27 protein-coding genes are annotated in these 24,966 nt (G+C 67.4%); 16 read left to right on the forward strand and 11 right to left on the reverse strand.

What is annotated here, in order from left to right:
- Positions 1-9 precede the first annotated feature (9 nt).
- On the reverse strand, positions 10-627 hold the full coding sequence (locus MC45_RS07910) for a flavin reductase family protein (protein WP_038661591.1): 618 nt from the start codon (positions 625-627) through the stop codon (positions 10-12).
- Positions 628-653: 26 nt separating this feature from the next.
- Between MC45_RS07910 and MC45_RS07915 the strand changes: the two genes are divergently transcribed.
- From MC45_RS07915 to MC45_RS07925, 3 genes are read left to right on the forward strand one after another with little or no spacing between them, the layout of a single operon-like run.
- On the forward strand, positions 654-1,361 hold the full coding sequence (locus MC45_RS07915; RefSeq protein WP_038661594.1) for a cytochrome b/b6 domain-containing protein: 708 nt from the start codon (positions 654-656) through the stop codon (positions 1,359-1,361).
- On the forward strand, positions 1,358-2,104 hold the full coding sequence (locus MC45_RS07920) for a molybdopterin-dependent oxidoreductase (protein ID WP_038661597.1): 747 nt from the start codon (positions 1,358-1,360) through the stop codon (positions 2,102-2,104). The genes MC45_RS07915 and MC45_RS07920 overlap by 4 nt, the downstream gene beginning before the upstream one ends.
- Positions 2,105-2,122: 18 nt before the next feature.
- Complete coding sequence (locus MC45_RS07925) at positions 2,123-3,352, forward strand: SAM-dependent methyltransferase (protein ID WP_038661600.1); 1,230 nt, start codon at positions 2,123-2,125, stop codon at positions 3,350-3,352.
- Positions 3,353-3,481: 129 nt separating this feature from the next.
- On the opposite strand, the gene MC45_RS07930 is transcribed toward MC45_RS07925, so the two are convergent.
- Entirely contained in the window at positions 3,482-3,886 is a 405-nt protein-coding gene (locus tag MC45_RS07930; RefSeq protein WP_052075572.1) for an EF-hand domain-containing protein, read from the reverse strand.
- A 132-nt stretch (positions 3,887-4,018) separates the two neighbouring features.
- Here MC45_RS07930 and MC45_RS07935 point away from each other — a divergent pair, with 132 nt between their 5' ends.
- The gene (locus tag MC45_RS07935; protein ID WP_038661603.1) at positions 4,019-5,236 is read left to right on the forward strand and encodes an argininosuccinate synthase; all 1,218 of its coding nucleotides are present in this window, start codon (positions 4,019-4,021) and stop codon (positions 5,234-5,236) included.
- A 249-nt stretch (positions 5,237-5,485) separates the two neighbouring features.
- Positions 5,486-7,105, forward strand: a complete 1,620-nt coding sequence (locus tag MC45_RS07940) for a hypothetical protein (RefSeq protein WP_245640882.1) — start codon at positions 5,486-5,488, stop codon at positions 7,103-7,105.
- Here MC45_RS07940 and MC45_RS07945 read toward each other — a convergent pair.
- From MC45_RS07945 to MC45_RS07960, 4 genes are all read right to left on the reverse strand, one after another.
- A complete protein-coding gene (locus tag MC45_RS07945; RefSeq protein ID WP_038666852.1) occupies positions 7,086-8,222 on the reverse strand; it encodes a GNAT family N-acetyltransferase in 1,137 nt (378 codons plus the stop codon). The genes MC45_RS07940 and MC45_RS07945 overlap by 20 nt on opposite strands.
- Before the next feature lie 89 nt (positions 8,223-8,311).
- Entirely contained in the window at positions 8,312-8,776 is a 465-nt protein-coding gene (locus MC45_RS07950) for a RidA family protein (protein ID WP_038661607.1), read from the reverse strand.
- 120 nt (positions 8,777-8,896) lie between these two features.
- Entirely contained in the window at positions 8,897-9,517 is a 621-nt protein-coding gene (locus tag MC45_RS07955) for a hypothetical protein (RefSeq protein ID WP_038661609.1), read from the reverse strand.
- Positions 9,514-9,789: a DUF3572 domain-containing protein gene (locus MC45_RS07960; RefSeq protein ID WP_038661612.1), complete on the reverse strand. Its 276-nt coding sequence runs from the start codon at positions 9,787-9,789 to the stop codon at positions 9,514-9,516. The genes MC45_RS07955 and MC45_RS07960 overlap by 4 nt, the downstream gene beginning before the upstream one ends.
- A 37-nt stretch (positions 9,790-9,826) precedes the next feature.
- Here MC45_RS07960 and MC45_RS07965 point away from each other — a divergent pair, with 37 nt between their 5' ends.
- Positions 9,827-10,189 (forward strand): response regulator, encoded by a 363-nt coding sequence (locus MC45_RS07965; protein ID WP_038666855.1) that lies wholly within the window; start codon positions 9,827-9,829, stop codon positions 10,187-10,189.
- A 409-nt stretch (positions 10,190-10,598) separates the two neighbouring features.
- On the opposite strand, the gene rpmG is transcribed toward MC45_RS07965, so the two are convergent.
- On the reverse strand, positions 10,599-10,766 hold the full coding sequence (gene rpmG, locus MC45_RS07970) for a 50S ribosomal protein L33 (protein ID WP_017977469.1): 168 nt from the start codon (positions 10,764-10,766) through the stop codon (positions 10,599-10,601).
- Positions 10,767-10,940: 174 nt separating this feature from the next.
- On the opposite strand from rpmG, the gene MC45_RS07975 reads away from it, so the two are divergent.
- The 4 genes from MC45_RS07975 to MC45_RS07990 all read left to right on the forward strand — a co-directional run bounded on the left by MC45_RS07975 (position 10,941) and on the right by MC45_RS07990 (position 14,232).
- Positions 10,941-11,279, forward strand: coding sequence for a hypothetical protein (locus tag MC45_RS07975; RefSeq protein ID WP_245640883.1), 339 nt, complete (start codon positions 10,941-10,943; stop codon positions 11,277-11,279).
- Between the two features lie 4 nt (positions 11,280-11,283).
- Positions 11,284-11,850, forward strand: a complete 567-nt coding sequence (locus MC45_RS07980) for a TMEM165/GDT1 family protein (RefSeq protein WP_038661617.1) — start codon at positions 11,284-11,286, stop codon at positions 11,848-11,850.
- Between the two features lie 97 nt (positions 11,851-11,947).
- Complete coding sequence (locus tag MC45_RS07985; protein ID WP_038661620.1) at positions 11,948-12,439, forward strand: Dps family protein; 492 nt, start codon at positions 11,948-11,950, stop codon at positions 12,437-12,439.
- A 218-nt stretch (positions 12,440-12,657) separates the two neighbouring features.
- Positions 12,658-14,232 (forward strand): cisplatin damage response ATP-dependent DNA ligase, encoded by a 1,575-nt coding sequence (locus tag MC45_RS07990; protein WP_038661623.1) that lies wholly within the window; start codon positions 12,658-12,660, stop codon positions 14,230-14,232.
- 24 nt (positions 14,233-14,256) lie between these two features.
- Here the strand turns inward: MC45_RS07990 and MC45_RS07995 are convergent, their stop codons facing one another.
- Both MC45_RS07995 and MC45_RS19925 read right to left on the reverse strand, forming a co-directional pair.
- Positions 14,257-15,108 (reverse strand): glutaminyl-peptide cyclotransferase, encoded by an 852-nt coding sequence (locus tag MC45_RS07995; protein ID WP_081974384.1) that lies wholly within the window; start codon positions 15,106-15,108, stop codon positions 14,257-14,259.
- Positions 15,109-15,435: 327 nt separating this feature from the next.
- A complete protein-coding gene (locus MC45_RS19925) occupies positions 15,436-16,284 on the reverse strand; it encodes a cold-shock protein (protein WP_038661626.1) in 849 nt (282 codons plus the stop codon).
- 273 nt (positions 16,285-16,557) lie between these two features.
- Here MC45_RS19925 and MC45_RS08005 point away from each other — a divergent pair, with 273 nt between their 5' ends.
- The 5 genes from MC45_RS08005 (at position 16,558) to rpoN (ending at position 20,840) form a co-directional block, all read left to right on the forward strand.
- A complete protein-coding gene (locus MC45_RS08005) occupies positions 16,558-17,178 on the forward strand; it encodes a ribonuclease D (protein WP_038661629.1) in 621 nt (206 codons plus the stop codon).
- Positions 17,179-17,187: 9 nt separating this feature from the next.
- Complete coding sequence (lptC, locus tag MC45_RS08010; protein WP_038661632.1) at positions 17,188-17,829, forward strand: LPS export ABC transporter periplasmic protein LptC; 642 nt, start codon at positions 17,188-17,190, stop codon at positions 17,827-17,829.
- 6 nt (positions 17,830-17,835) lie between these two features.
- Entirely contained in the window at positions 17,836-18,366 is a 531-nt protein-coding gene (locus tag MC45_RS08015; protein WP_038661635.1) for an LptA/OstA family protein, read from the forward strand.
- A gap of 156 nt (positions 18,367-18,522) precedes the next feature.
- Entirely contained in the window at positions 18,523-19,302 is a 780-nt protein-coding gene (lptB, locus tag MC45_RS08020) for an LPS export ABC transporter ATP-binding protein (protein WP_038661638.1), read from the forward strand.
- Between the two features lie 53 nt (positions 19,303-19,355).
- Positions 19,356-20,840: an RNA polymerase factor sigma-54 gene (gene rpoN, locus MC45_RS08025; protein WP_038661641.1), complete on the forward strand. Its 1,485-nt coding sequence runs from the start codon at positions 19,356-19,358 to the stop codon at positions 20,838-20,840.
- A gap of 106 nt (positions 20,841-20,946) precedes the next feature.
- On the opposite strand, the gene MC45_RS08030 is transcribed toward rpoN, so the two are convergent.
- Together MC45_RS08030 and MC45_RS08035 are read right to left on the reverse strand one after the other, a co-directional pair.
- Positions 20,947-21,243, reverse strand: coding sequence for a GIY-YIG nuclease family protein (locus tag MC45_RS08030; RefSeq protein ID WP_038661644.1), 297 nt, complete (start codon positions 21,241-21,243; stop codon positions 20,947-20,949).
- A 172-nt stretch (positions 21,244-21,415) separates the two neighbouring features.
- A complete protein-coding gene (locus tag MC45_RS08035; RefSeq protein ID WP_038661647.1) occupies positions 21,416-22,414 on the reverse strand; it encodes a ligase-associated DNA damage response exonuclease in 999 nt (332 codons plus the stop codon).
- A 125-nt stretch (positions 22,415-22,539) separates the two neighbouring features.
- Here MC45_RS08035 and MC45_RS08040 point away from each other — a divergent pair, with 125 nt between their 5' ends.
- Positions 22,540-24,948 carry a ligase-associated DNA damage response DEXH box helicase gene (locus MC45_RS08040; protein ID WP_081974385.1) on the forward strand — a complete coding sequence of 803 codons (2,409 nt, stop codon included), beginning with the start codon at positions 22,540-22,542 and terminating at the stop codon, positions 24,946-24,948.
- Positions 24,949-24,966: the final 18 nt, after the last annotated feature.

A 24,966-nucleotide genomic window follows, 5' to 3' on the forward strand; every position in this document is an offset into this window, starting at 1 on the left:
GACGACCGCTTATCCCGGCCGGCGCATCTCGAACCGTGTTTCGGGCGTGACCTCGAAATAATCCGCCGGCCCGCCCCCGCGCAGGATCGGGCGGGCGCGAGCGGTCTGGTAGACGCCGTCCTCCAGCATCGCGGTGTCGATATGGATGCCCACCGCCTCGCCGATCACCAGATACTGATCGAGCTCCGTGCCATGGCGGTCGGTGAGGCGCAGGATCTGCGTCAGCTTGCATTCGAACGCCACCGGACTCGCCGCCACCCGCGGCGGCGCGACCAGCCGCGACGGCAGCGTGTCGAGCGCGGCGAGATCGAATTCGTCGACCTCGGGCGGGACGATCGCCGCAGTCGCGTTCATCGCCTCGGCGAGATCGCGCGTCGCGAGGTTCCAGACGAACTCGCCGGTCGCGTCGATATTGGCGACGCTGTCCTTCCAGCCCATCGAGGAAAAGGCGATCAGCGGCGGCGTATAATTGATGACGTTGAAGAAGCTGTAGGGCGCGATGTTGCGCACGCCGTCGGCAGAGACGCTGCTGATCCAGCCGATCGGTCGCGGTGCGACCATCGCGTTGAGCGGGTCGTGCGGCAACCGGTGGCCGTCGCGTGGTTCGTAGAAATGCCATTCGATCATGGGCGCTTAACTGCTATGCATGGGATATGGACCCAATCGCCCCCGGTACATCCATCCTGCGCCATGCGCTGGCGACGCGCATCTGGCATTGGATCAACGCCGTCGCGGTCGTCGTCCTGCTCGGCAGCGGGCTCGGCATCTCCAATGCGCATCCGCGGCTCTATTGGGGACGATACGGCGCCAATTTCGATCACGCCTGGGCGCAATTGCCGCGCTTCCCGGCGTGGATCACGATCCCCGCCAACTACAATCTCGCCATCTCGCGTCGCTGGCATCTGCTGTTCGCGCTCGTCTTCGCCTTCGGCCTGCTCGGCTATATGATCGTCAGCCTGATCAACCGCCATTTCGCACGCAAGCTCGCGCTGCGCCGCGCCGACGTCAACCTTGCGCATCTCGCCGAAGACGTCCGCGATCACCTCAACCTGCGCTTCCACGACGCCGACGATCCCGGCGCGTACAACAGCCTCCAGAAATGGAGCTATATCCTCGTCCTCTTCCTCGCGCTGCCGCTGATGATCCTCACAGGGCTGGCGCTGTCGCCGGGGATGGATGCCGCCTGGCCGTGGCTGCTCGACCTGTTCGGTGGTCGCCAGTCGGCGCGCTCGCTGCATTTCGTCGCCGCCACGCTGATCGGCGGCTTCATCGTCGTCCATGTCGCGCTCGTCATCCTCGCCGGTGCGGGCAACGAACTGCGCGCGATGATCACCGGCAAGTGGAAGGTCCCTGAGGCATGATCCTCCCCCGCCGTTCGCTTCTGACGGCAGGCGCCGGGCTGCTGCTCGCCGGCTGCGACAAGGTCGCCGCGATCCCGCAGGCGCGCAAGATCCTGTTCGCCGGCGAGGACATGCACCGCGGCCTGCAACGTGCGCTGATGGACCGAGGTGCGCTCGCACCCGAATTCACCCGCGAGCAGATGTCGCCGATCTTCCGCGCCAATGGCACGCGCGATCCCGGCACCCCCGATTACGCCGCGATGGTCGCCGACCAATTCGCCGGCTACCGCCTCAAGGTCGGCGGCCTCGTCGACCGGCCGCTGGCGCTGTCGCTCGACCAGCTCGCGTCGATGCCCTCCCGCAGCCAGATCACCCGCCACGATTGCGTAGAGGGCTGGAGCGCGATCGGCCAGTGGCAGGGGCCGATGCTCGGCACCGTGCTGAAGGCGGCGGGGATGCGCAACACCGCGCGCTACATCGTCTTCACCTGCGCCGACCTCTACAACGGCCAGCCCTATTACGAATCGATCGACACGATCGACGCGTTCCATCCGCAGACGATCCTCGCGCTCAAGATGAACGGTGCGCGGCTGACCGTGGCGCACGGCGCGCCGGTGCGGCTGCGCGTCGAGCGCCAGCTCGGCTACAAGCACGCCAAATACGTCACCGGGATCGACGCGGTCGCCAGCCTCGCCACCATCGGCAAGGGCAAGGGCGGCTATTGGGAGGACAATGTCGATTACGATTGGTATGCGGGCATCTAGCGGATTAAGGCAGCGCGCATGGCGCTGATCGATATGTTCCTCAGCCGCGCCGTCAAGCGTGGCCAACTCACCCTCCACCGTCCCGGCAAACCGCCCGCCACCTTCGGCACGCCCGATCCCGAGCTCGGTCATATCCAGCTCCGGTTCCAGGACAATGGCGTCGCCGGACGGATCGTCCGCAACCCCGCGCTCGCCGCCGGCGAGATGTATATGGACGGCCGGATGACCGTCGACGGCGACGACATCATGGGCCTCGTCCAGCTGATGAAGCGGAACAGCGCGTGGGAAGACGGCCAGAACGCGCTGCAACCCTCCGCCTTCGTGCGCGGCTTCGGCGCGGTGAAGCACCGGCTCGACCGGATCAACATGGAGCGCCGCTCGAAGCAGAACGTCGCGCATCATTACGATCTGTCGGCGCGGCTCTACGACCTGTTCCTCGACGCCGACAAACAATATAGCTGCGCTTACTACACCGATCCCGACAACAGCCTCGAACAGGCGCAGAGCGACAAGCTCGCGCATATCGCCGCCAAGCTGGCGCTGCGGCCGGGCATGCGGGTGCTCGACATCGGCTGCGGCTGGGGCGGCATGGCGCTGTATCTCAACAAGCATTTCGGCGTCGAGGTGCTCGGCGTGACGCTGTCCGAGGAACAGCTCAAGATCGCGCGCGAACGTTCCGCGGCGGCGGGCGTCGCCGACCGGGTCAAGTTCGAGCTGATCGACTATCGCCGCGTCGAGGGCCAGTTCGACCGTATCGTCTCGGTCGGCATGTTCGAACATGTCGGGCCGCCGCAATATCGCGCCTATTTTCGCAAATGCCGCGACCTGCTGACGCCGAGCGGCGTCGCGCTGATCCACACGATCGGCCGGCTCGGGCCGCCCAGCGTTACCGACGACTGGACGACCAAATATATCTTCCCCGGCGGCTACAATCCGGCGCTGTCGGAGACGATCGCGGCGTTCGAAGGGCTGAAGCTGTTCCTCACCGACGTCGAGGTGCTGCGCCTTCATTACGCCTATACGCTGTACGAATGGTATCGCCGGACGGTGGCGGCGCGCGACGCGATCATCGCCCTGTACGACGAGCGCTTCTACCGGATGTGGACCTTCTACCTCGCCGGCGCGGCCAATGCGTTCGAGAATGGCGGGCTGGTCAATTTCCAGATCCAGTTCAGCCGCAGCCGCACCGAACTGCCGATCACCCGCGACTATATGTTCGAGGGCGAACGGAAGCTGCGGGGATACTGAGAACATCATTCTGTCATCCCCGCGCAGGCGGGGATCCATACGCGCGGACCACACGGCTAGAGGCGCAACGTCAGCGTCTATGGATCCCCGCCTCCGCGGGGATGACGGTAAGTGGACGATTTGGAAGCCTTATCGCGCCTTGGGTGCCGGCACCGGCGCCGGCGCGATGATCGCCGCGCGCGCGGCGGTCCGCTCCTCGAGGCTCACCACGCCGTCGTGATTGGTGTCGTATCGCGACGCCAGCGCACGGAACAGGCCCTGCATCTCGGCGGGCGTCACCTTGCCGTCGTGATTGGCGTCGGCGGTGTTGAACCACGCGGTGCTGATCGCCTTGGCCTTGCCCGGCGGCATCTTGTTCTTGCCGACGTCCATCCGTGCGACGCGCGCGTCGATCTCGGCGCGGGTCAGCACGCCGTCGTGATTGGCGTCGGAGCGGTCGAACTCGGCCTTCAGCTTGGGATCGATCGCCTGCGCCGCCACCATCGGCGTGGCGAGCATCAGGACGGGCAGAGCGGCGAGCAACGGACGAAACATGACGTCTCCGAAAAAAGGGATCGACCGCGATACTAGCGGCCGGCGATTAAACCCACCGTGAACGCAACCGTTGCGCAGGCGCGCGCAGGAGCCTAGGGGCGCGGCGACCCGACCATAGCCAAGGATGCTGCCGTGACCGATCAGATCAACCGTGTCGTTCTCGCCTATTCGGGTGGGCTGGATACGAGCGTGATCCTGAAGTGGCTGCAACAGACGTATAATTGCGAGGTGGTGACCTTCACCGCCGACCTCGGCCAGGGCGAGGAGCTGGAGCCCGCGCGGCAGAAGGCGCAGATGGCCGGCGTCAAGCCCGAGCATATCTTCATCGACGATCTGCGCGAGGAATTCGTACGCGATTACGTCTTCCCGATGATGCGCTCCAACGCCCTGTATGAAGGGCTGTATCTGCTCGGCACCTCGATCGCGCGGCCGCTGATCGCCAAGCGCCAGATCGAGATCGCCCGTCAGGTGAACGCCGATGCGGTCAGCCACGGCGCGACCGGCAAGGGCAACGACCAGGTCCGCTTCGAGCTCGGTTATTACGCGCTCGCACCCGACATCAAGGTGATCGCACCGTGGCGCGAATGGGATTTGACCAGCCGCACCCGGCTGATTGAATTCGCCGAACAGCACCAGATCCCGGTCGCCAAGGACAAGCGCGGCGAATCGCCCTTCTCGACCGACGCGAACCTCCTGCACACCTCGTCCGAGGGCAAGGTGCTCGAGGATCCGTGGCAGGAGGTGCCGGATTACGTCTATTCGCGTACCGTAAACCCCGAGGACGCGCCCGACGCCCCCGAATATATCACGATCGATTTCGAGCGCGGCGACGGCGTGGCGCTGAACGGCGAGGCAACCAGCCCGGCGACGCTGCTGACCATGCTCAACGAACTCGGCCGCCGTCACGGCATCGGCCGCCTCGACCTCGTCGAGAACCGCTTCGTCGGGATGAAGAGCCGCGGCATGTACGAGACGCCGGGCGGCACCATCTATCACCTCGCCCATCGCGGCATCGAGCAGATCACGCTCGACCGCGGCGCCGCGCATCTCAAGGACGAACTCGCGCCGCGCTATGCAGAGCTGGTCTACAATGGCTTCTGGTTCAGCCCCGAGCGCGAGATGCTGCAGGCGGCGATCGACCACAGCCAAGCGAAGGTCAGCGGCACCGTCCGCCTCAAGCTCTACAAGGGCGGCGTCTATATCGTCGGCCGCAGGTCGCCCAACTCGCTCTATTCGGAAAAGGTCGTGACCTTCGAAGACGATCAGGGCGCCTACGACCAGCGCGACGCGGCAGGCTTCATCAAACTCAACGCGCTGCGCCTTCGCCTGCTAGGCCGCCGCGACGCCTGATTCGCGGAGCGGCATGGCGTGGTTACGACGCCTGCCCGCACCAAACCGTCACCCCGGACTCGTTCCGGGGTCCACCCATCCGCAAGGGCACGGCCGGAGGCTCCAGCCCCGCGCCTCGCCGCAGAGTGGACCCCGGAACGAGTCCGGGGTGACGGATGTGGGTGGTCCGGTCACGAGCCCCGCCGCCTCCATTCGGCGCACCCGGCACGACAATGCTTGTCGGACGCGGTTCCTACCCACTAAGGCAGGATGATGCAGGGGCATAAGCTGCACTGGTGGCAAACGCGGTGGTTCGTCGTGGCGATGGTGATCGCGGCGGTGATCCCGTTGTTGTGGCCCGACATCCCGCCGCTGGTCGATCTACCCGGGCATATGGGGCGCTATCGCGTCCAGCTCGACGGCGCCGCCTATCCGTGGCTCGCCGAATGGTACGATTTCCGCTGGGCGTTGATCGGCAACCTCGGCGTCGACCTGCTTATCGAGCCGCTCGCGCCGATCCTCGGCCTCGAACTCGCCGTCAAGCTGATCATCATGGCGATCCCCGCACTCACCGTGTCGGGATTGCTGTGGATCGCGCGCGAGGTGCACGGCCGCATTCCCGCCACCGCGCTGTTCGCATTGCCGCTCGCCTACAGTTACCCCTTCCAGTTCGGCTTCGTGAATTTCGCGCTGTCGATGGCGCTGGCGCTCAACCTGTTCGCGCTGTGGCTGCGGATGGGCCGGCTCGGCAGCCTCAAACTGCGCGCGATCCTGTTCGTGCCTTTGTCCTGCGCTCTGTGGGTCTGCCACACCTTCGGCTGGGGGGTGCTCGGCATCCTCGCCTTCTCCGCCGAGATGGTCCGCCAGCACGACCTGCGCAAGGACGGCCGCGGCGGGCATTGGCTGGAGAGCTGGACGCGTGCCGCCATCGGCTGCCTGCCGCTCGCCTTGCCGTTCGCGATGATGGTGCTGTGGCGTTCGGGCGATCACGTCACCGGCAAGACGATGGACTGGTTCAACTGGCGCGCCAAGGTCGGCTGGATCATCATGGTGTTGCGCGACCGCTGGATGGCGTTCGACCTCGCCTCCGCTACCGTGCTGTTCATCATCCTGCTCAAGGGCGTCCGCGACCATCGCGTCGAATATTCGCGCAACCTGCTGCTTTCGACGCTGTTCCTGACCGCGATCTTCGTGCTGCTGCCGCGGATCGTCTTCGGCTCGGCCTATGCCGACATGCGGCTCGCGCCGTTCGTGATCGCGATCGCGCTGATCGCGTTGCGTCCCCGCCACGGCCTGTCGTTCCGGGGGGCCTCGACATTGGCCGCGCTCGGCCTGCTCTTCTGCGGCGCGCGGCTGGTCGGCACGACGATCAGCTATCTGCAATTCGACCGCGAATACGACCGCACGCTCGCCGCGCTCGACCACGTCCCGCGGGGCGCGCGATTGCTGACCATGGTCGGTCGCACCTGTCGCGACGAATGGCTCTATTCGCGGCTCGAACATGCCGCCGGCATCGCGCTCGAACGGCGCATCGCCTACGCCAACGATCAATGGTCGATGGCCGGCGGGCAGTTGCTCACCGTCCGCTACACCCCCGCGGGCCGCTTCGCGCACGACCCGTCGCAGCTCGTCACCGACCGGCGCTGCCGCGGCGAATGGTGGCGGCCGTTGCGCGTCTCGCTCGCCTATCTGCCGCGCGATGCCTTCGACTATGTCTGGCTGATCAATCCGGCGCCGGTCGAACCCGCATTCCTGACCGGCCTGACGCCGATCTGGCGCAGCGGCCGCGACGTCCTCTATCGGATCGATGACCGCCGCCGCCCGGACGTGACGCTCGACCCCGACCTGCTGCCGCCGCGGCGGCGGCCGGTCAGCCTTCTCCCTTCCTGAACGGCGCCAGTTCGGCGAGATAGCTCTGCTCGTCCGCCACCGCGGCGCGCTCGCGGACAAGGAAGTCGGCGATCGCGCGACGGAAGCCCGCATCGGGAATGTAATGCGCCGACCACGTCGGCACCGGCACGTAGCCGCGCGCCAGCTTGTGCTCGCCCTGCGCGCCCGCCTCGACCGTCCTGAGCCCGCGCGCGATCGCGGCATCGATCGCCTGATAATAACACAGTTCGAAATGGAGGAACGGCACCTCCTCGGTACAGCCCCAATAGCGGCCGTAGAGCGTGTCCGCGCCGATCAGGTTGAGCGCCCCCGCGATCGGTGTGCCGTCCCGCTCGGCGAGGATCAACAGCACGTCGTCGCCCATCCGCTCGCCGAGCATCGGGAAGAAGCTGCGGTTCAGATACGGCCGCCCCCATTTACGGCTGCCCGTATCCTGATAGAAGGTCCAGAACGCGTCCCAATGTTCCGCCCGGATCTCCGCGCCGGAGAGATGACGGATCGTCAGCCCCTGTACCGCCGCCTCGCGCTCCTTGCGGATCGCCTTGCGCTTGCGGCTGGCGAGCGCGGCGAGGAAATCGTCGAAACTCTTATAGCCCTGATTGGCCCAGTGGAATTGCGTCCCCTCGCGGATCAGCCAGCCCGCCTGTTCGAACAACGGCACCTGCTCCGGGCTGACGAAGGTCGCATGCGCCGACGACAGGCCGTGCTGGTCGGTCACCGCTTCGAGCGCAGCGATCAGCGCCGGACCGGCGCTCTCCTCGCGCAGCAGCAGGCGCGGCCCCGGCACCGGGCTGAACGGCGCGGCGATCTGGAGCTTGGGATAATAATGACCCCCCGCCCGCTCCCACGCGTCGGCCCAGGCGTGGTCGAAGACATATTCGCCCTGGCTGTGGCTCTTGGCATAGGCCGGCGCGATCGCGGCGGGCGCCCCGTCGGCGCCGTCGACGACGATCGGGATCGGCTGCCACCCCGATCGCCCCCCGGTGCTGGCCGACTCTTCGAGCGCGGCGAGAAAGGCGTGGCGGACGAAGGGGTTGCCGGTACCGGCGCAGGCGTCCCATTGGTCGGCCGGGATCGCGCGGACGCCATCGACGAGGCGGGCGGCGACCTGGGTCATGCGGCGAGGATCGTAAAGGTCATCGCGGCGGATATAGGCGCTCGACACCGACTTGCGGAGGGGGCGTCAACCACGCCCCCTCCCGGAAATCATGCCAGTTCGACGATCGCATCCACCTCGACCGCGGCGCCGAGCGGCAGCACCGGCACGCCGACCGCGCTGCGCGCATGTTTGCCGGCGTCGCCGAACAGCGCGACCATCAGCTCCGACGCGCCATTGGCGACCTTCGGCTGGTCGGTGAAATCGGCCGCCGAATTGACGAACACGCCGAGCTTGACGATCCGCTTCACCCGCGAAAGGTCACCGCCGAGATATTTCTTCACCTGCGCGACGATCATCAGCCCGCAGAGTTTCGCGGCCTCCTGCCCGTCCTCCAGCGACACGCCATCGCCGAGTCGGCCGGTGACGAGCTGCCCCGCCTTGAACGGCAGCTGCCCCGACAGATGGAGCAGACCGCCCGCTTCGACCACCGGCACGTAGGCGGCGACGGGCGCCGCGGCTTCGGGCAGCGACAGGCCGAGTTCCTCGAGCTTGCGATCGACATGGGTGGTCATGGCTGGGTCCTTTCGGGAAATGATCGGGGGCGCTTAGCCGATTCGGCGGGCGGGTGGAACGCCGTCGCCACCCCCCACGTCAGCACCGCGCAGGCGGGGATGACGAAGCGAAGGAGATAACTACGCTGCCACCCCAGCGTCGAACCGCGCCGCGATCCAGTCCGCCGCCTCGCGCCAGTCGTCGATCCGCGCGTGCGCGAAGGCGGCGGGCGGCACGTTGGGGGCCAGCGTCGGCTCCGACACCATGTGAAGCCGATGCACCTCGGGCGCGTGGCGCGCCACCGATTCGTGGTGCACCGCGAGATCGTCGACGAACACCGTCACCGGGTCGCCATAGTCCGCCCGCAGTCGCGCGACCGGCTCGCCCTTGCCGCCTTGGTTGCATTCGACGCGATGCGCGATGCCGAATCGCGCCAATTGTTCGATCCGCGCCGGCTTGCACGCATCGGTGATGTTGGTGAGCACGACGATGTCCGCGTGCGCCGCCAGCCGCGCGAGGGCCTCGGCGGCATGCGGCACCAGCGTCTGGCGGTGCATCTCTGCCGGAAAGAAACCGCCGAGCATGTCCCACATCTCCTCGCGCGTCGGCGCCGGGCCGCCGTCGCGTCGGCGCATACTGTTGGCGAAATCGGCACCGTCGGGCGTGAAGTCGATGTCGTGCGCCTCGCCGACCCAGGCGCCGAAATGCTTTACCATGTGCAGCAGCACCTCGTCGCAATCGGTGATCAACAGCGGTTTCATCGCAGCTCCAAGGCCTGGCGGGCGCCAATCAGCGCCTCCGGGGGAACGCCGAGCGCGCGGGCGCAGGCGATCAGATCGGGTTCGTAGGATTCGAGATATTCGATCACCGCACCCAGCACCGCCGGCTCGCCGGCACGGGCGCGCAGATCGTCGGGGAACAGACCGGTGACCGCGATCAGCCGGTCGGCGCGGTCGGGCTCGCCGATCGCCCACACCAGGGCCTGCAGGGCGAGCACCTCGGGATCGGGGATGTTTGTATCGCGCGCGCGCATTGCCTATCGTCCATTATCGGAAGGGTTGGTGACGCACGTGGCGAAACGGGTACTCGTTGTCGAGGATAACGAACTCAATCTGAAACTGTTCTGCGACCTGTTGCGCGCGCACGGCATGACCGCCGAGCCGGTGCGCGACGGGCGCGAGGCGGTGGCGCGCGCACGCGCCTTCGGTCCGGACCTGATCGTCATGGATATCCAGATGCCGCACGTCACCGGCTATGAGCTGATCCTCGAACTGATGGTCGACGAGCAATTGCGCGATATCCCGGTGATGGCGGTGACGGCCTATGCCGGCCGCGACGACGAGGAGCGCATCCGCGCCGCCGGCGCACGCTCCTACGTGTCGAAGCCGATCAGCCTCGCCCGGTTCATGGACGCGGTAAACGCGCTGCTTTGACGGAAAGACGCCCTGCCGAGCCGGCGAGGCTTCGACAGGGCGCCGCGCGCTTCCAGACCCCCGCCCCCCGAGAAGGGCCGGATGCTGCAAGCCTCATGAAAACGTGACATCGCCGGTCCGGTTCCCGCCGCACGGCGCGGCGACCTTCGCCACCCCATAAACCAAGGGCGGCATCCTCATGGAGAGAACACCGCCCTTGGCCCGTAGTGACGCGATACAGGGCAGCCGGAGGATCCAGCCGCCAGTGTTCGCTATGCCGAAAGAAGATGAACGCAATGTGTCCGAAGCGCGCCCGGATCAAGGCGTCAGTCGCAGGCGACGGCGCATGCGAAAAGCCGCCGGCGCCCATGCACCGGCGGCTTTCGCATACGCTGGCAAACGGCGGCGGCGCGCTGCGCCGCCCGGCCGCTTACTTGATCTTGGCTTCCTTGAACTCGACGTGCTTGCGCACGACGGGATCATACTTGCTGAAGCTCAGCTTCTCGGTCTTCGTCCGCGGGTTCTTCTTGGTGACGTAGAAGAAACCGGTGTCGGCGGTGCTGACGAGCTTGATCTTGACGGTAGTCGGCTTGGCCATGAGCCCTAATCCTGAAAACAAGGAGAGCGGCAGCACCAACGCAGCCGCTCGATCAGTCGCGGCGCATGGGCCAGCGGCGCGCGAAAGTCAACCATGGCCATGCCGCAGCGGCTGTCTTAACCACCCCATTACCATTGGCGGCCCAGAATTGCGGCAGAAAACACGGGGGCGAGGATGATGGCGCGGCGAATCGAGCGGCAGGCGGACGAGCTGGATGCGGTGCGCGCCGATCTGTCGGCACGAATCGCCGCGATCGACGTCAAGGCGCCCTACAGCTGCGCCAGCGACCTCAAGCCCGATATCAACCAGATCCGCCTGATCGCCCACCGCAACGGGCTCAATCCCGCAGTGACCGTCGCCCATTTCGTCGATTCGGCGCTGTCGCGCGGCGAACAGGGCGCGCTGCTTCACGGCTGGCTGCGGATGCTCGGCGATGCGATCGCCAGCGAGCGACAGGACGTGCGCGCCTGCGACACCTTCGCTGCCGCCTGTTCGGTGCGGCTGGCGGGCTGACGCCATGGACGCGCTGATGGCGGCGCTGGTCGCGGCGGCTTTTGCGCAAGTCGGCGATCGGCCGGCATGGCTCGCTTCGATCCTGGCGGACCGGTATCGCGCGCCGGGGCTGGTGATCGCCGCGGCGACGGTGGCGCTGCTCGGCGCCGGGCTGCTCGCCGCAGCGGCGGGTGCGTTGCTGGCACCTCGGCTGACACCGGAGGCCAGGCAGCTTTTCCTCGCGCTGGCGCTGCTGTTTCAGGGCGGTGGTGCGCTGTTCCCGGTCAAGCCACCCGACCGGCTCGCCGGATGGCGCCTCGGCGCGGCGCTGACCAGCCTGATCGGCCTGTTCATCCTCGCCTTCGGCGACGGCGTACAATTCATCGTCCTCGCATTGGCCGCGCGGGCGCAATTGCCGTGGCTGGCCGCGATCGGGGCGATGCTCGGCTCGCTCGCGGTGATCGCCCCCGCCGCGATCCTGGGCGAGGCGGGCTGGACCGGCCTGCCGCTGATCACGCTGCGCCGGATCATCGGGGTCCTGTTCGTGCTGGCCGCGATCGGACTGGGGCTTTCCGCGCTGCGCCTGATCTGATCCGTCGATCATCGACATGCGCAAAATGGCTGCTGCGCGGGGAGCGTTTCGGCTATCGGATCGTTGCCGCAACGATTCCTTTCCCACGGAGATTTCCATGGCCGACATCAACCCGGCGCTGAATACGCCGACCGACCTTAGCAACACCCGCTCGGTGGCGGATGCGCTCAACTCGTCGCTCGCCGATTGCTATGCGCTGTACCTGAAGACCAAGAATTTTCACTGGCACGTCTCGGGACCGCATTTCCGCGACTATCACCTGCTGCTCGACGATCAGGCGGCGCAGATTCTCGGCGTCACCGATGCGATCGCCGAGCGCGTCCGTAAGACCGGCAACACGACGCTGCGCTCGATCGGCGACATCAGCCGACGCCAGACGATCGCCGACAACGACCTCGACTTCGTCGACGCCGGCGCGATGCTGGCCGAATTGCGCGAGGACAATCTCAAGCTGGTCGAAAGCTTCCGCGTCGTGAAGGACGCCGCCGAAGAGGCGAAGGACAATGCCACCAGCGGCATCGTCGACGAATGGACCGACCAGGCCGAGGAACGCGCCTGGTTCCTGTTCGAGGCCAGCCGCAAGGGCTGAGGCGCTACCGCTTTAGCTACCATCTTGACCCCACCGTCACCCCGGACTTGTTCCGGGGTCCACCGGACCGCAGGAGCAACAAGCCGCTCTTTGGCAGACCGGTGGATGCCGGAACCAGCCCGGCATGACGGTTGGGCGTGTCGGACGTTTCCCGTACTATCCATGACCGCATAAGCGACATCGACGGAGCGCTTCACCCGACCGCGCGTTCCCCCTTCATGCACGCCTTCGCCGCGCTCCTTGATTCGCTCATCTACACGCGTGGGCGGAACGCCAAGCTCAAGCTGATCGTCGATTATCTGCTTGCGACGCCCGATCCGGATCGCGGTTGGGCGATGGCGGCGCTGATCGGCGATCTCGATCTGCCCGGCGTCAAACCGGCGCAGATCCGCGCGTTGATCGAGGCGCGCGTCGATCCCGTGCTGTTCCGGATGAGCCGCGACTATGTCGGCGACACCGCCGAGACCGTCGCGCTGCTTTGGCCCGCGCCCATCCCCGCCCCCGCAGGCGCACCGTTGTCGATCAGCGCCGCGGTCGACGCGCTGCGCCACCTCTCGCGTTCGGACGCACCCGCGGTGCTAGCCGCGATGCTCGATCGGCTCGATTCGGAGGAGCGGTTCGCGCTCCTCAAGATGGCGACCGGGGCGTTGCGCATCGGCGTCTCCGCGCGCCTCGCCAAGACCGCCTTGGCACAGGCGTTCGGGCTCGACGTCGATGCGGTCGAGGAGGTCTGGCACGGCCTCACCCCACCCTATGCCAGCCTGTTCGCCTGGGCTGAAGGCACCGGCGAGCAACCCACCGCGGCCGATGTCCCCGTCTTCCGCCCGTTCATGCTCGCGCACGGGCTGGAGGACGCGCAGGTCGACCTCGCCGATTATGCCGCCGAGTGGAAATGGGACGGCATCCGCGTCCAGATCGTCCACGTCGCCGGCCAGACGCGGCTCTACAGCCGTACCGGCGACGACGTCACCGGCAGCTTTCCCGACGTCGCCGCGGCTTTCTCCACCCCCGGCACGATCGACGGCGAATTGCTGGTCAAGGGCGACGCGCAGGGCGGCGAGGCCGCCAGCTTCAACGCGCTGCAACAGCGGCTCGGCCGCAAGACCGTGTCGGCGAAGATGCTCGCCGACTATCCGGCCTTCGTCCGCGTCTACGACCTGTTGTTCGACGGCGGCGAGGATTTGCGTCCGCTGCCGTGGAGCGAACGACGGCAGCGACTCGAAGCCTTCGTCCCCCGCCTCGACCCCGACCGGTTCGACCTCAGCCAGGTGATCGACGCCGCTAGCTTCACCGAGCTGGAAGCGATCCGCGCCGGCGCGCGCGACGCGGCGATCGAAGGCGTGATGCTCAAGCGCCGCGATTCGCCCTATGTCGGCGGTCGTCGCGCCGGCCTTTGGTACAAATGGAAGCGCGACCCGCTCACCGCCGATTGCGTGATGATGTACGCACAGCGCGGCAGCGGCCGACGCTCGTCTTATTACAGCGATTACACCTTCGGCTGCTGGACCGAGGACGGCGAGTTGCTCCCCGTCGGCAAGGCCTATTCGGGGATCACCGACGAGGAATTGAAGATGCTCGACGGCTTCGTGCGCCGCCACACGCTCGCGCGTTTCGGCCCGGTGCGCGAGGTGGAGAAGACGATGGTGCTGGAGATCGCGTTCGACTCGATCCACGGTTCGACGCGCCACAAATCGGGTGTCGCGATGCGCTTCCCCCGAATCGCGCGGATCAGGACGGACAAGCCCGCCGCGGAAGCGGATCGCGTCGAGACGCTGCGCCGGCTGGTGACCTGACGCCCGACGTCGCGCGAGCGGGACCTATCCGGCTCGGCCGACCTCTTCGCCGATCCGGATTTCGAACAAGGTCGGCCAATATTTGCCCGTCACGAACAACCGGTCGTGCGCGGCATCATAGGCGATGCCATTGGCCACCGCGTCGGGATCGGGATTGTGGATTTCGGCGAGCAGCGGGCGCAGATCGATCAGGCCGTCGACCTTGCCCGTCGCGGGATCGATCCGCGCGATGAAACCGGTCATCCACACATTGGCGAGGATGCGGCCCTGGACGTATTCGAGCTCGTTGAGCTTGGCCAACGGCCGTCCGTTGAGCGTAACCGTGATCCGCCCCCGCTCCTCGAACGTCGCCGGGTCCATCCGCCGCAACGTCGGCGTGCCATCCGACAGGATCAGCGTGCGTCCGTCGCCGGTCAACGCCCAGCCTTCGCCGGCATAATGAAAGGGCTGGCCGATCCGCTTGAGCGCGGGCAGCGACCAGCGGAAGCCGATGCCGGTCTTCCACGTCAGGCTGAGCAGGCTGTTCTTGACGCAACCGATACCCTCGCCGAACAGCTCCGGGCTCAGCCGTGCGCGCGCTGCGACCTTGCCATCGGCGAGGCCGACGCGGCGGATGTCGGATGCGCCCTCCTTGCCGGTGCTTTCGTAGAGGTCGCCGCCGCAGAACAGCAGGCCCTCGGTGAAGGCGCCGGTATCGTGCGGCAGCCGCGCGACGACGGTGGCAGCGTAGACCGGGACGCCGGCTTCGGCCGGGGCCGCTGGCGTGGCGGGGACGGCCTGCGCCGCGGGCGGTTTCGCCGGGGGGTTCGCCTGCCACGCCGACGCGGCGATCGCGCCGAGCAGCCCGAGCCCCAATGTCACCTTCACCACACGCATGTCCTCATCTCTCGGCCAACGCGGCGTCCCGCGGCATAGCCCGCACCGTCCCGGCCGTCATCCCCGCGTCGACGGCAGGGCAATTCGAGGCTTTTGCGAAAGTCCCCAGCATCGGCACATCAGCGTAGTGCTCCTGCGAAAGCAGGAGTCCAGAGCCAGGCAAGACAACGTCGATGGCGTCCGGAATTCCTGAACGCCTGCTTGAACGCCCTTATGGCGAAGCCCCGCCCCACGACGGACGTCGTGGCGAATACCCGAACCCCAAAACGCAAAAAGCCCGGCACCGCAGGTCGCGGGGCCGGGCTCTTCGTTAAAGGGTCGGGACCGTTACGACGCGGCCGACAGGTTCACCGCGGCGTACTTGCCGCGACGATCGACTTCGAGCTCGAACTGCAGCTTGTCGCCCTCGTTGAGGGTCGACATGCCGGCACGCTCGACCGCCGAGATGTGCACGAACGCATCGGGCTGGCCGTCGTCGCGCTGAATGAAGCCGAAGCCCTTCATCGCGTTGAAGAACTTGACGGTACCCGTCGCCTTCTCACCGGTCAGCTGACGCTGCGGCGCGCCACCGGCACCACCCGGACGCGGACCACGATCGCCGAAGCCGCCTTCGCGCGGCTCGCGGGGAGCGCGCTCGGTGACGGCCATCGGTTCGCCGTCGATCTTCAGCTCGGTCGCCGAGATACGGCCTCCGCGATCGACCAGGGTGAAGCCGAGCGGCTGACCCTCGGCGAGCGCGCTCATGCCGGCCTGTTCGACGGCCGAGATGTGCACGAACACGTCCTCGCCGCCGTCATCACGGACGACGAAGCCGAAGCCCTTCTGCGCGTTGAAGAATTTGACTACGCCAGTGCCCTCGCCGACGACCTGGGGAGGCATGCCGCGGCCACCGCCGCTGAACCCGCCGCCACCGCCGCCGCCGAAGCCGCCACCACCGCCGCCACGGAAGCCGCCGCCACCGCCGCCGCCGAAGCCGCCGCGATCACCGCCGCCGCCGCCGAAGCTGCTGCCGCCACCGAAGCCGCCGCGATCACCGCCGCCAAAGCCGCCACCGCCGAAACCGCCGCCGCCAAAGCCGCCGCCACCGCCGAAATCGCTGCTGCCGCCGCCGAAATCGTCGCGCTTGTCGCGACCACGTCCGCCACGATTGCCGCGGCCACCTTTGTCGTAACCCATAACCCTATTCGTCTTCCCGGTTCGCCCGCATCCAATCCGTGACAAGAACCCGTGCGCCGGACGACGAACGCGAGCCCTCGGGCGCGAAACCTATTGCGCCTTGGGAATCGTCATAGCGCAGAAAACAAGTCCCCGCGAATGAATTCGTCGCAATCGTCTGCCATTCCATGCCGAATACCGGCCCCGGCGCGACCCGCCACAGCAATGGCGCGGATTTCCGGCCGATGACGCTTAATCGTTGAGCATCCTGGCGTTGCGGCGTAGGGCGCTGGCATGACCGTACACTTCCACGAGGAAGACCTCCCCGCCGACGTCTTCGCCCCCGGCGCCTCGATCGCCGTCGATACCGAGACGATGGGCCTCATCACGCCGCGCGACCGGCTGTGCGTCGTACAATTGTCCGATGGCGGCCCCGACGAACATCTTGTCCGTTTCGGTCCGACCAGCGACTATGCTGCGCCGAACCTCAAGGCGGTGCTTGCCGATCCCGGCCGCGTGAAACTCTACCATTACGGCCGCTTCGATATCGCCGCGCTCCAGCATTATCTCGGCATCGTCGCGGCGCCCGCCTACGATACCAAGATCGCGTCGCGACTGATCCGCACCTATACCGATCGTCACGGCCTCAAGGAACTCGTGCGCGAACTGCTCGGCCAGGAACTCAGCAAGCAGCAGCAATCGTCCGACTGGGGCGCGCCCGAATTGTCCGACGCGCAGAAGGACTATGCGGCAAGCGACGTGCGCTTCCTCCATCGCCTGCAGGCCGAGCTCAACCGCCGGCTCGAACGCGAGGGCCGGATGGAGATGGCGCAGGCCTGTTTCGACTTCCTGCCGACCCGCGCCGCGCTGGACCTCGCCGGCTGGCCCGAGATCGACATCTTCGCCCATGCCTGAGGCCCGGCGGTGAGCGCCCCGACCGCACGCCAGACGCGTTCGGCGCGGCAGCGCTGGGCTGCGCCCGGCGGCCGGCAGGACCGGATCGTCACGCTGCTCAACACCGGGTTGCCGATCGGCATCGGCGTGCTCGCCGCCTTCCTGGTGCTGGCGCCGCTGACCGCCGCCAACGAAGTGTCGTTCGTCCTCGACAAGAACAAGGTGGAGGTCGCCAAGGAGCGGCTGAAGCTGCAGGCGGCGACCTATCGCGGCCAGGACGACAAGGGGCAGGCGTTTGCGCTCAACGCCGGCACCGCGGTGCAGCAGAGCAGCAGCGTGCCGATCGTCCAGATCAACCGCATGACCGCCGATCTCGCGCTCGACGACGGGCCGGCGACGCTGCGCGCCGACAAGGGCCGCTACGACCTCAACACCGAGCAGATGAAGGTCGACGGCCCGATCGCCTTCCGCGCCGCCAACGGCTACCGACTCGACACGAGCGACGCGACGATCGACTTGAAAACCAAGACGATGCGCAGCGGCGGCAAGGTGACGGGCACGGTGCCGCAGGGCAATTTCAGCGCCAATGCGCTGACCGCCGACCTGGCTGGCCGCACCGTGCGCCTCAGCGGCAATGCCCGCTTGCGGATCGTGCCGCGACGGGCGAAATAGCCCGCCATGCGCACCCCCTTCCTCGCCGTCGCCCTGCTCGCCGCCCCGCTGGCGGCGCAGACGGCGCATAATTCCAACGCCCCGATCGATTTCGGCGCCGACCATATCGAATTGCAGGACAAGGCGAATCGCGGCGTGCTGTCGGGCAACGTCTCGGTCCGCCAGGCCGAGATGACGCTCAACTCGGCGCGGATGACGGTCAGCTATACCGGTCAGGTGGTCGGCGGCAGCCCGCAGGTGTCGCGGATCGATGCGAGCGGCGGCGTCACCGTCCGCCGCCCCGACCAGACCGCCAAGAGCCAATATGCGATCTACGACCTCAATCGCCGGGTCATCACGATGCTGGGCGCGGTGACGCTGACGCAGGGCGGCAATACGGTCAACGGCGGCCGCCTGACGATCAACCTCGACACCGGCCGTGCCGTGGTCGACGGCAATTCGGTCCGCGGCTCCAGCGGCGCCGCCCCCGGCAGCACCACCACCACCGCGCCGAGCGGCCGCGTCACCGGCACCTTCTCGGTCCCCAAGCGGGACTGAGGCGGGCGGAGCCGGTCCGCGCCCCGCGGCACGTCGGCACGGTGCCCCGGGCCAGCTAAAGGGTCTTCCCTCGCGCCCGTCTCCGCGCCATGACGCAACGGCATGCACGAAGCCTGCCAAGGCTTTGCCACTCTTTTGATGCGAGGCATCGAGCCCATGGACGCCGCCGTTTCCGACCTCCAGACCGCCGAGCCGATCCACGAGCCGCCCGCCAATCGCGGGCTGCAGGCGATTTCGATCGCCAAATCCTACGACAAGCGCGTCGTCCTCACCGACGTGTCGGTCTCGGTCGACCGTGGCGAGGTGGTCGGCCTGCTCGGCCCCAACGGCGCCGGCAAAACGACCTGCTTCTATTCGGTGATGGGCCTGGTGAAGCCCGATTCGGGCCGGATCATGCTCGACGGCGAGGATATCACCAAGCTGCCGATGTACCGCCGCGCGATCCTCGGCCTCGGCTATCTGCCGCAGGAAACGAGCATTTTTCGCGGCCTGTCGATCGAGAAGAACATCGGCGCGGTGCTCGAACTGTCCGAGCCCGATCCCGCGGCGCGCCCCGCCAAGCTCGACAAACTGCTCGACGAATTCGGCCTCACCCGGTTGCGCGCCAGCCCGGCGATGGCCTTGTCCGGCGGTGAGCGCCGCCGCGCCGAGATTGCCCGCGCGCTCGCCGCCGACCCGTCGATCATGCTGCTCGACGAACCCTTCGCCGGCATCGACCCGATCTCGATCGCCGACATCCGCGATCTGGTGAAGGACCTCAAGCGCCGCGACATCGGCGTGCTGATCACCGACCATAACGTGCGCGAGACGCTCGATATCGTCGATCGTGCCTATATCATCTACGACGGGCGCGTGCTGTTCGCCGGCAGCCCCGAGGAACTCGTCGCCGACGCCAACGTCCGCCGCCTGTACCTCGGCGAGGGCTTCTCGCTCTAGCCTATGGCCGGGGTCCCGCCTTGTTCCGTCACGGCGCGGGAAGGAGCGGTGTCATGAGCCTCGCGCCCCGTCTGGACCTGCGCCAGTCGCAGTCGCTGGTGATGACGCCGCAGCTCCAGCAGGCGATCAAGCTGCTGGCGCTGTCCAACCTCGAGATCGAGGGCTTCATCGCCGAGGAGGTCGAGAAGAACCCGCTGCTCGAGGCCGCGCAGACCGACGAGATCGTCCGCCCCGAACGCGTCGAGCGCGACGAGCCCGCCGGCGCCGACGAACTGGTCAGCGGCGCCGCCGCCGCCGATCCGCTCGACGTCGATTACGCCACCGAAAGCCACCAGCAGGACAGCGTCGCCGACGGCGGCGGCGGCTTCGACGGCGCATTGTCGATGACCGGCGGCGGCACCGGCGGCGGCCTGGGCGGCGAGGACGGACTCGACTTCGACTCCTTCGCGCAAGGGGACGGCACGCTCGCCGATCATCTGCTCGCGCAGGCCGGCACGGTGATCGACGGCGCCGACTGGTTCATCGCCCAGCATCTGATCGACCAGATCGACGAGGCCGGCTATCTCACCGTGCCGCTGCTCGACATCGCCAACCGGCTCGGCACCGCGCTCGCCCGCGTCGAGCACGTGCTGCACCAGATCCAGACGCTCGACCCGACCGGCGTCGGCGCCCGCGACCTTGCCGAATGTATCGCGCTCCAGGCGCGCGAGGCGGACCGCTACGATCCCTGCATGGCGCGGCTGATCGACAATCTCGACCTGCTCGCGCGCGGCGAGCTCGCCCGGCTCAAGCGGATGTGCGGCGTCGACGACGAGGACATGGCGGACATGATCCGCGAGTTGCGCGGCTACGATCCCAAGCCCGGCTGTCGCTACGGCGGCGAACCGGCGCTCGCGGTCACCCCCGATCTGTTCGTCGCCCGGACCAAGACGGGCTGGGGCATCGAACTCAACGCCGCGACGCTGCCGCGCGTCCTCGTCAACCGCCGCTATTACCACGAACTCAGTCACGGCCCGCAGGACAAGACGGCCAAGGCCTGGCTGTCCGATGCGCTAGCCTCGGCCAATTGGCTGATCAAGGCGCTCGACCAGCGCCAGCGGACGATCATCAAGGTCGCCACCGAGATCGTCAAGCAACAGGAAGCCTTCTTCCTCAAGGGCGTCGCGCATCTCAAGCCGATGACGCTCGCCAAGGTCGCCGAGGCGATCGAGATGCACGAATCGACGGTCAGCCGCGTGACGAGCAACAAATATCTCAGCTGCGCGCGCGGCGTGTTCGAGCTGAAGTATTTCTTCACCTCGGCGATCCAGGCGGCGGACGGCGGCGACGCGGTGTCGGCGGAGGCGGTGAAGAGCGCGATCCGCGGCCTGATCGCCAACGAGGGCGCCAAGATCCTGTCCGACGACACGCTGGTCGAACTGCTGCAAGCCAAGGGCTTCGACATCGCCCGCCGCACCGTCGCCAAATACCGCGAGGCGATGGGCATCGGCAGCTCGGTCCAGCGCCGCCGCGCGCGGACGCTGGAGGGGACGGGCTAACAACCTCGTCACCCCGGCCTCGAGCCGGGGTCCCGCTAACCGCAAACCGCAGTGAAGCGGGACCCCGGGTCAAGCCCGGGGTGACGATAGAAAGGTCGTTGCGGCGCTATACCACCGAATCAAACAGGTCACGCCAGTCGGGATTGCCGCGTTCGATCAGCGCGAACTTCCACTCCCGGCGCCAGCGCTTCAGCCGCTCCTCATGCGCGATACATGCTTCGATGGTCTCGCCGTGCTCCGCCCAGACGAGCCGGTGCAGGCCATAACGCGAGCAAAAGTCGGATCCGTTCCCGGTTCGATGCTGGTGAATACGTGCTTCCAGCTGCGCAGTAACGCCGACGTACATGGCGCCGCGATAGCGATCGCTCATGAGATAGACCCAGCCGCCACGACCATCAGCCATGGCCCAACGTGAAAACGGCAAGCGTCACGGGCAATTCGCGATCGCTAAAGCTCTCGCCGGCTATGACAAATCCCCGTCACCCCGGCCTTGAGCCGGGGTCCCGCTTCTGATCCCGCCCGACAACACGCAAAAGCGGGATGCCGGATCAAGCCCGGCATGACGGGCGCGGGGCTCAATCGTCCTCGTCCTCGAATCCCACCAGCGCCAGCGCGCGCGCCTTCATCTGGCGCTGTTCGCACCAATGGACCAGCGCTTCCTCGCGACCGTGCGTCACCCACACCTCCTTGGGCGCGATCTCCGACAAGGTGTCGGTCAGTTCGTCCCAGTCGGCATGGTCGGACAGGATCAGCGGCAGCTCGATGTTCTTCTGCACCGCGCGCTGCCGCACGCGCATCCAGCCGCTCGCCATCGCGGTGATCGGATCGGGCAGCCGCCGCGACCAGCGGTCGTTGAGCGCGCCCGGCGGACACATCACGACATGCCCCGCCATGTCGGCCTTCTTTGCGTCGGCGACCGGCAGCAGCTCGCCGAGGCGCACGCCATGCTCCTGATACAGGTCGCACAGCCGCTGCAGCGCGCCATGGATATAGATCGGCGCGTCGTGCCCCCGCGCGCGCAGCTCGGCGATCACCCTCTGCGCCTTGCCGAGCGCATAGGCGCCGACCAGCACGCAGCGATCGGGATTGGCGTGCAGCCGCGCGATCAATTTGTCGATCTCGTCGCCGGTGTCGGGATGGCGGAACACCGGCAGCGCGAAGGTCGCCTCGGTGACGAAGACGTCGCATTTAACCGGCTCGAACGGCGTACAGGTCGGGTCGGCGCGGCGCTTGTAGTCGCCGGACACGACGACGCGCTCGCCACGATAGTCGAGCACGATCTGTGCCGAGCCGAGCACGTGTCCGGCGGGGACGAAACCGACGTCCACCTCGCCCATGCGGATGCTCTCGCCGTAAGCGACGGGATGGCCCGCCTGTTCACCATAGCGCGCGTCCATGATCGCCAGCGTCTCGGGCGTTGCCCAGACCGCGCCATGACCGCCGCGCGCGTGATCGGCATGGCCGTGCGTTACCAGCGCGCGCGCCTCGGGCTCGGAGGGGTCGATCCACGCGTCCGCGGGCCTGACGTAGATGCCATGCGGATGCGGTTCCAGCCAGTCGCCCAATCGTGCCATGCTACCTATATGGTTGGGATGACATCCGGTTCCCCCTCACCCTTCGCCGGCGCCACCGGCCCTTCCCTCTCCCGTCGGGAAAGGGAGGGAAGCGCCCGGTGCCAAAAGGGTGTGGGTGAATCGTCTTGAGCGACCTTCCCGAGCCGCTCGCCCAATGGTTCGCCACCCGCGGCTGGCGGCCGCGTCGCCACCAGCTCGACATGCTGCGCGAAGGCCGCGCCGGCCGCCACGCGCTGCTCGTCGCCACCACCGGCGCGGGCAAGACGCTCGCCGGCTTCCTCCCCACGCTCGCCGAGCTGATCGAAGCGCCGACCGAGGGGCTCCACACCCTCTACGTCTCGCCGCTCAAGGCGCTGGCGGTTGATATCCAGCGCAATCTCGTCACGCCGATCGACGAGATGGGCCTGTCGCTGCGCGTCGAGACGCGCACCGGCGACACGCCGAGCGACCGCAAGGCCCGCCAGCGCGTCCGCCCGCCGCAAATCCTGCTCACCACCCCCGAATCGCTGTCGCTGCTGCTGAGTTATCCCGACAGCTTCACGATGTTCGAAGGGCTGCGAACGATCGTCATCGACGAGGTCCACGCCTTCGCCACCGGCAAGCGCGGCGATCTCCTGTCGCTGTGCATGGCGCGGCTCCAACGGATCAGCCCCGGCCTGCGCCGCGTCGCGCTGTCGGCGACGGTGGCGGACGGCGACGGCTATCGCGCCTGGTTGGCGCCCGACGGCGACATCGATCAGGTCGCGATGGTCCAGGGCGAACCCGGCGCCGATCCCAATATCGCGATCCTGCTGCCCGAGGATCGCATCCCCTGGTCGGGCCATTCGGGCCGCTATGCCGCCGAGCAGGTCATGGCCGAGATCGAGCTGCACAAGACCTCGATCATCTTTTGCAACACGCGCAGCCTCGCCGAGCTGATCTTTCAGGATCTGTGGAAGGTCAACACGCTGAGCCTGCCGATCGGCGTCCATCACGGCAGCCTCGCGCTGGAGGCGCGGCGCAAGGTGGAGGGCGCGATGGCGTCGGGCCGGTTGCGCGCGCTGGTCGCCACCGCCAGCCTCGACCTCGGCGTCGACTGGGGCGACGTCGATTGCGTCATCCAGATGGGCGCGCCCAAGGGCTCGTCGCGGCTGCTCCAGCGCATCGGCCGCGCCAACCACCGGCTGGACGAGGCGTCGGAGGCGATCCTCGTCCCCGGCAACCGCTTCGAATATCTCGAGGCGCGCGCCGCCCTCGACGCGGTTGAGGCGGGCGAGCTCGACCCCGACCTGTTCCGCCCCGGCGCGCTCGACGTGCTTGCGCAGCATGTCATGGCGATGGCGTGCGCGGCGCCGTTCGAGCAGGCGGCGCTGCTCGACGAGGTGCGGTCCGCCCTTCCTTATTCGGCGCTGACCGACGAGACGTTCGAACGCGTCCTCGGCTTCATCCGCGACGGCGGCTACAGCCTCAAGGCCTATGACCGGTTCAAGCGGCTGACACAGGAGGCGGACGGCCTGTGGCGTGTCAGCCATCCGAAGTTCGTGACGCAGCACCGGCTCAACGCCGGCATCATCGTCGAGGCGACGATGCTCAACGTCCGCTTCAAGAACGGTCGCAATCTCGGCAAGGTCGAGGAGGGCTTCGCCGCGCAGCTCAGCCCCGGCGACACCTTCTTCTTCGCCGGCCTCAGTTGCGAGGTGCAGAAGATCGACACAGAGGATCTGATCGTCCGCGCCTCATCCAAGCCGGCGCGCATCCCGACCTATGGCGGCAGCCGCATGCCGCTGTCGACCAACCTCGCCGATCGCGTGCGCGGCTTCCTCGCCGATCCGACGCAATGGGCGCGCTTCCCCGACGACGTGCGCGAATGGCTGGAATTCCAGGCGAAACGCTCCGCTTTGCCCCGCCCCGGCCAGCTCCTCGTCGAAACATTCCCCCGCGAGGGGCGCAACTATATGGTCGCCTACAGTTTCGAAGGCTGGAACGCGCATCAGTCGCTCGGCATGCTGATAACCCGCCGCATGGAGGCGGAGGGGCTGAAGCCTTTGGGTTTCGTCGCCAACGATTATGCCCTCGCTGTCTATGGGATCGAGAAGATCACCGACCCCGCCGCCTTGTTCAGCCCCGACATCCTCGAACACGAATTCGTCGACTGGGTGCAGCAGTCGCACCTGCTCAAGCGCGCGTTCCGCGAGGTCGCGGTGATCGGCGGCCTCGTCGAGCGGCAGCATCCCGGCAAGCGCAAGACCGGGCGGCAGGTGACCTTTTCGACCGATCTGATCTACGACGTGCTGCGCAAATACGAGCCGACGCATCTGCTGCTCCAGGCGGCGTGGGACGATGCCCGCGCCCGCATGACCGACGTCGGGCGTCTCGCCGGCCTGCTCGATCGGGCGGCGGAGACGATGCTCCACGTCGATCTCGAGCGCGTCACGCCGCTGGCGGTGCCGGTATTGACGCTGATCGGCCGCGAGAAGGTGTCGACCGGCTCGGCCGACGACCATCTGCTGATCGAGGCGGAGGCGCTGGCGGCGGAGGCGATGCGGATCGATTGACGGTCCCGTTCGCAGGCA

The organism is Sphingomonas taxi, from assembly GCF_000764535.1.
GTDB lineage: Bacteria > Pseudomonadota > Alphaproteobacteria > Sphingomonadales > Sphingomonadaceae > Sphingomonas > Sphingomonas taxi.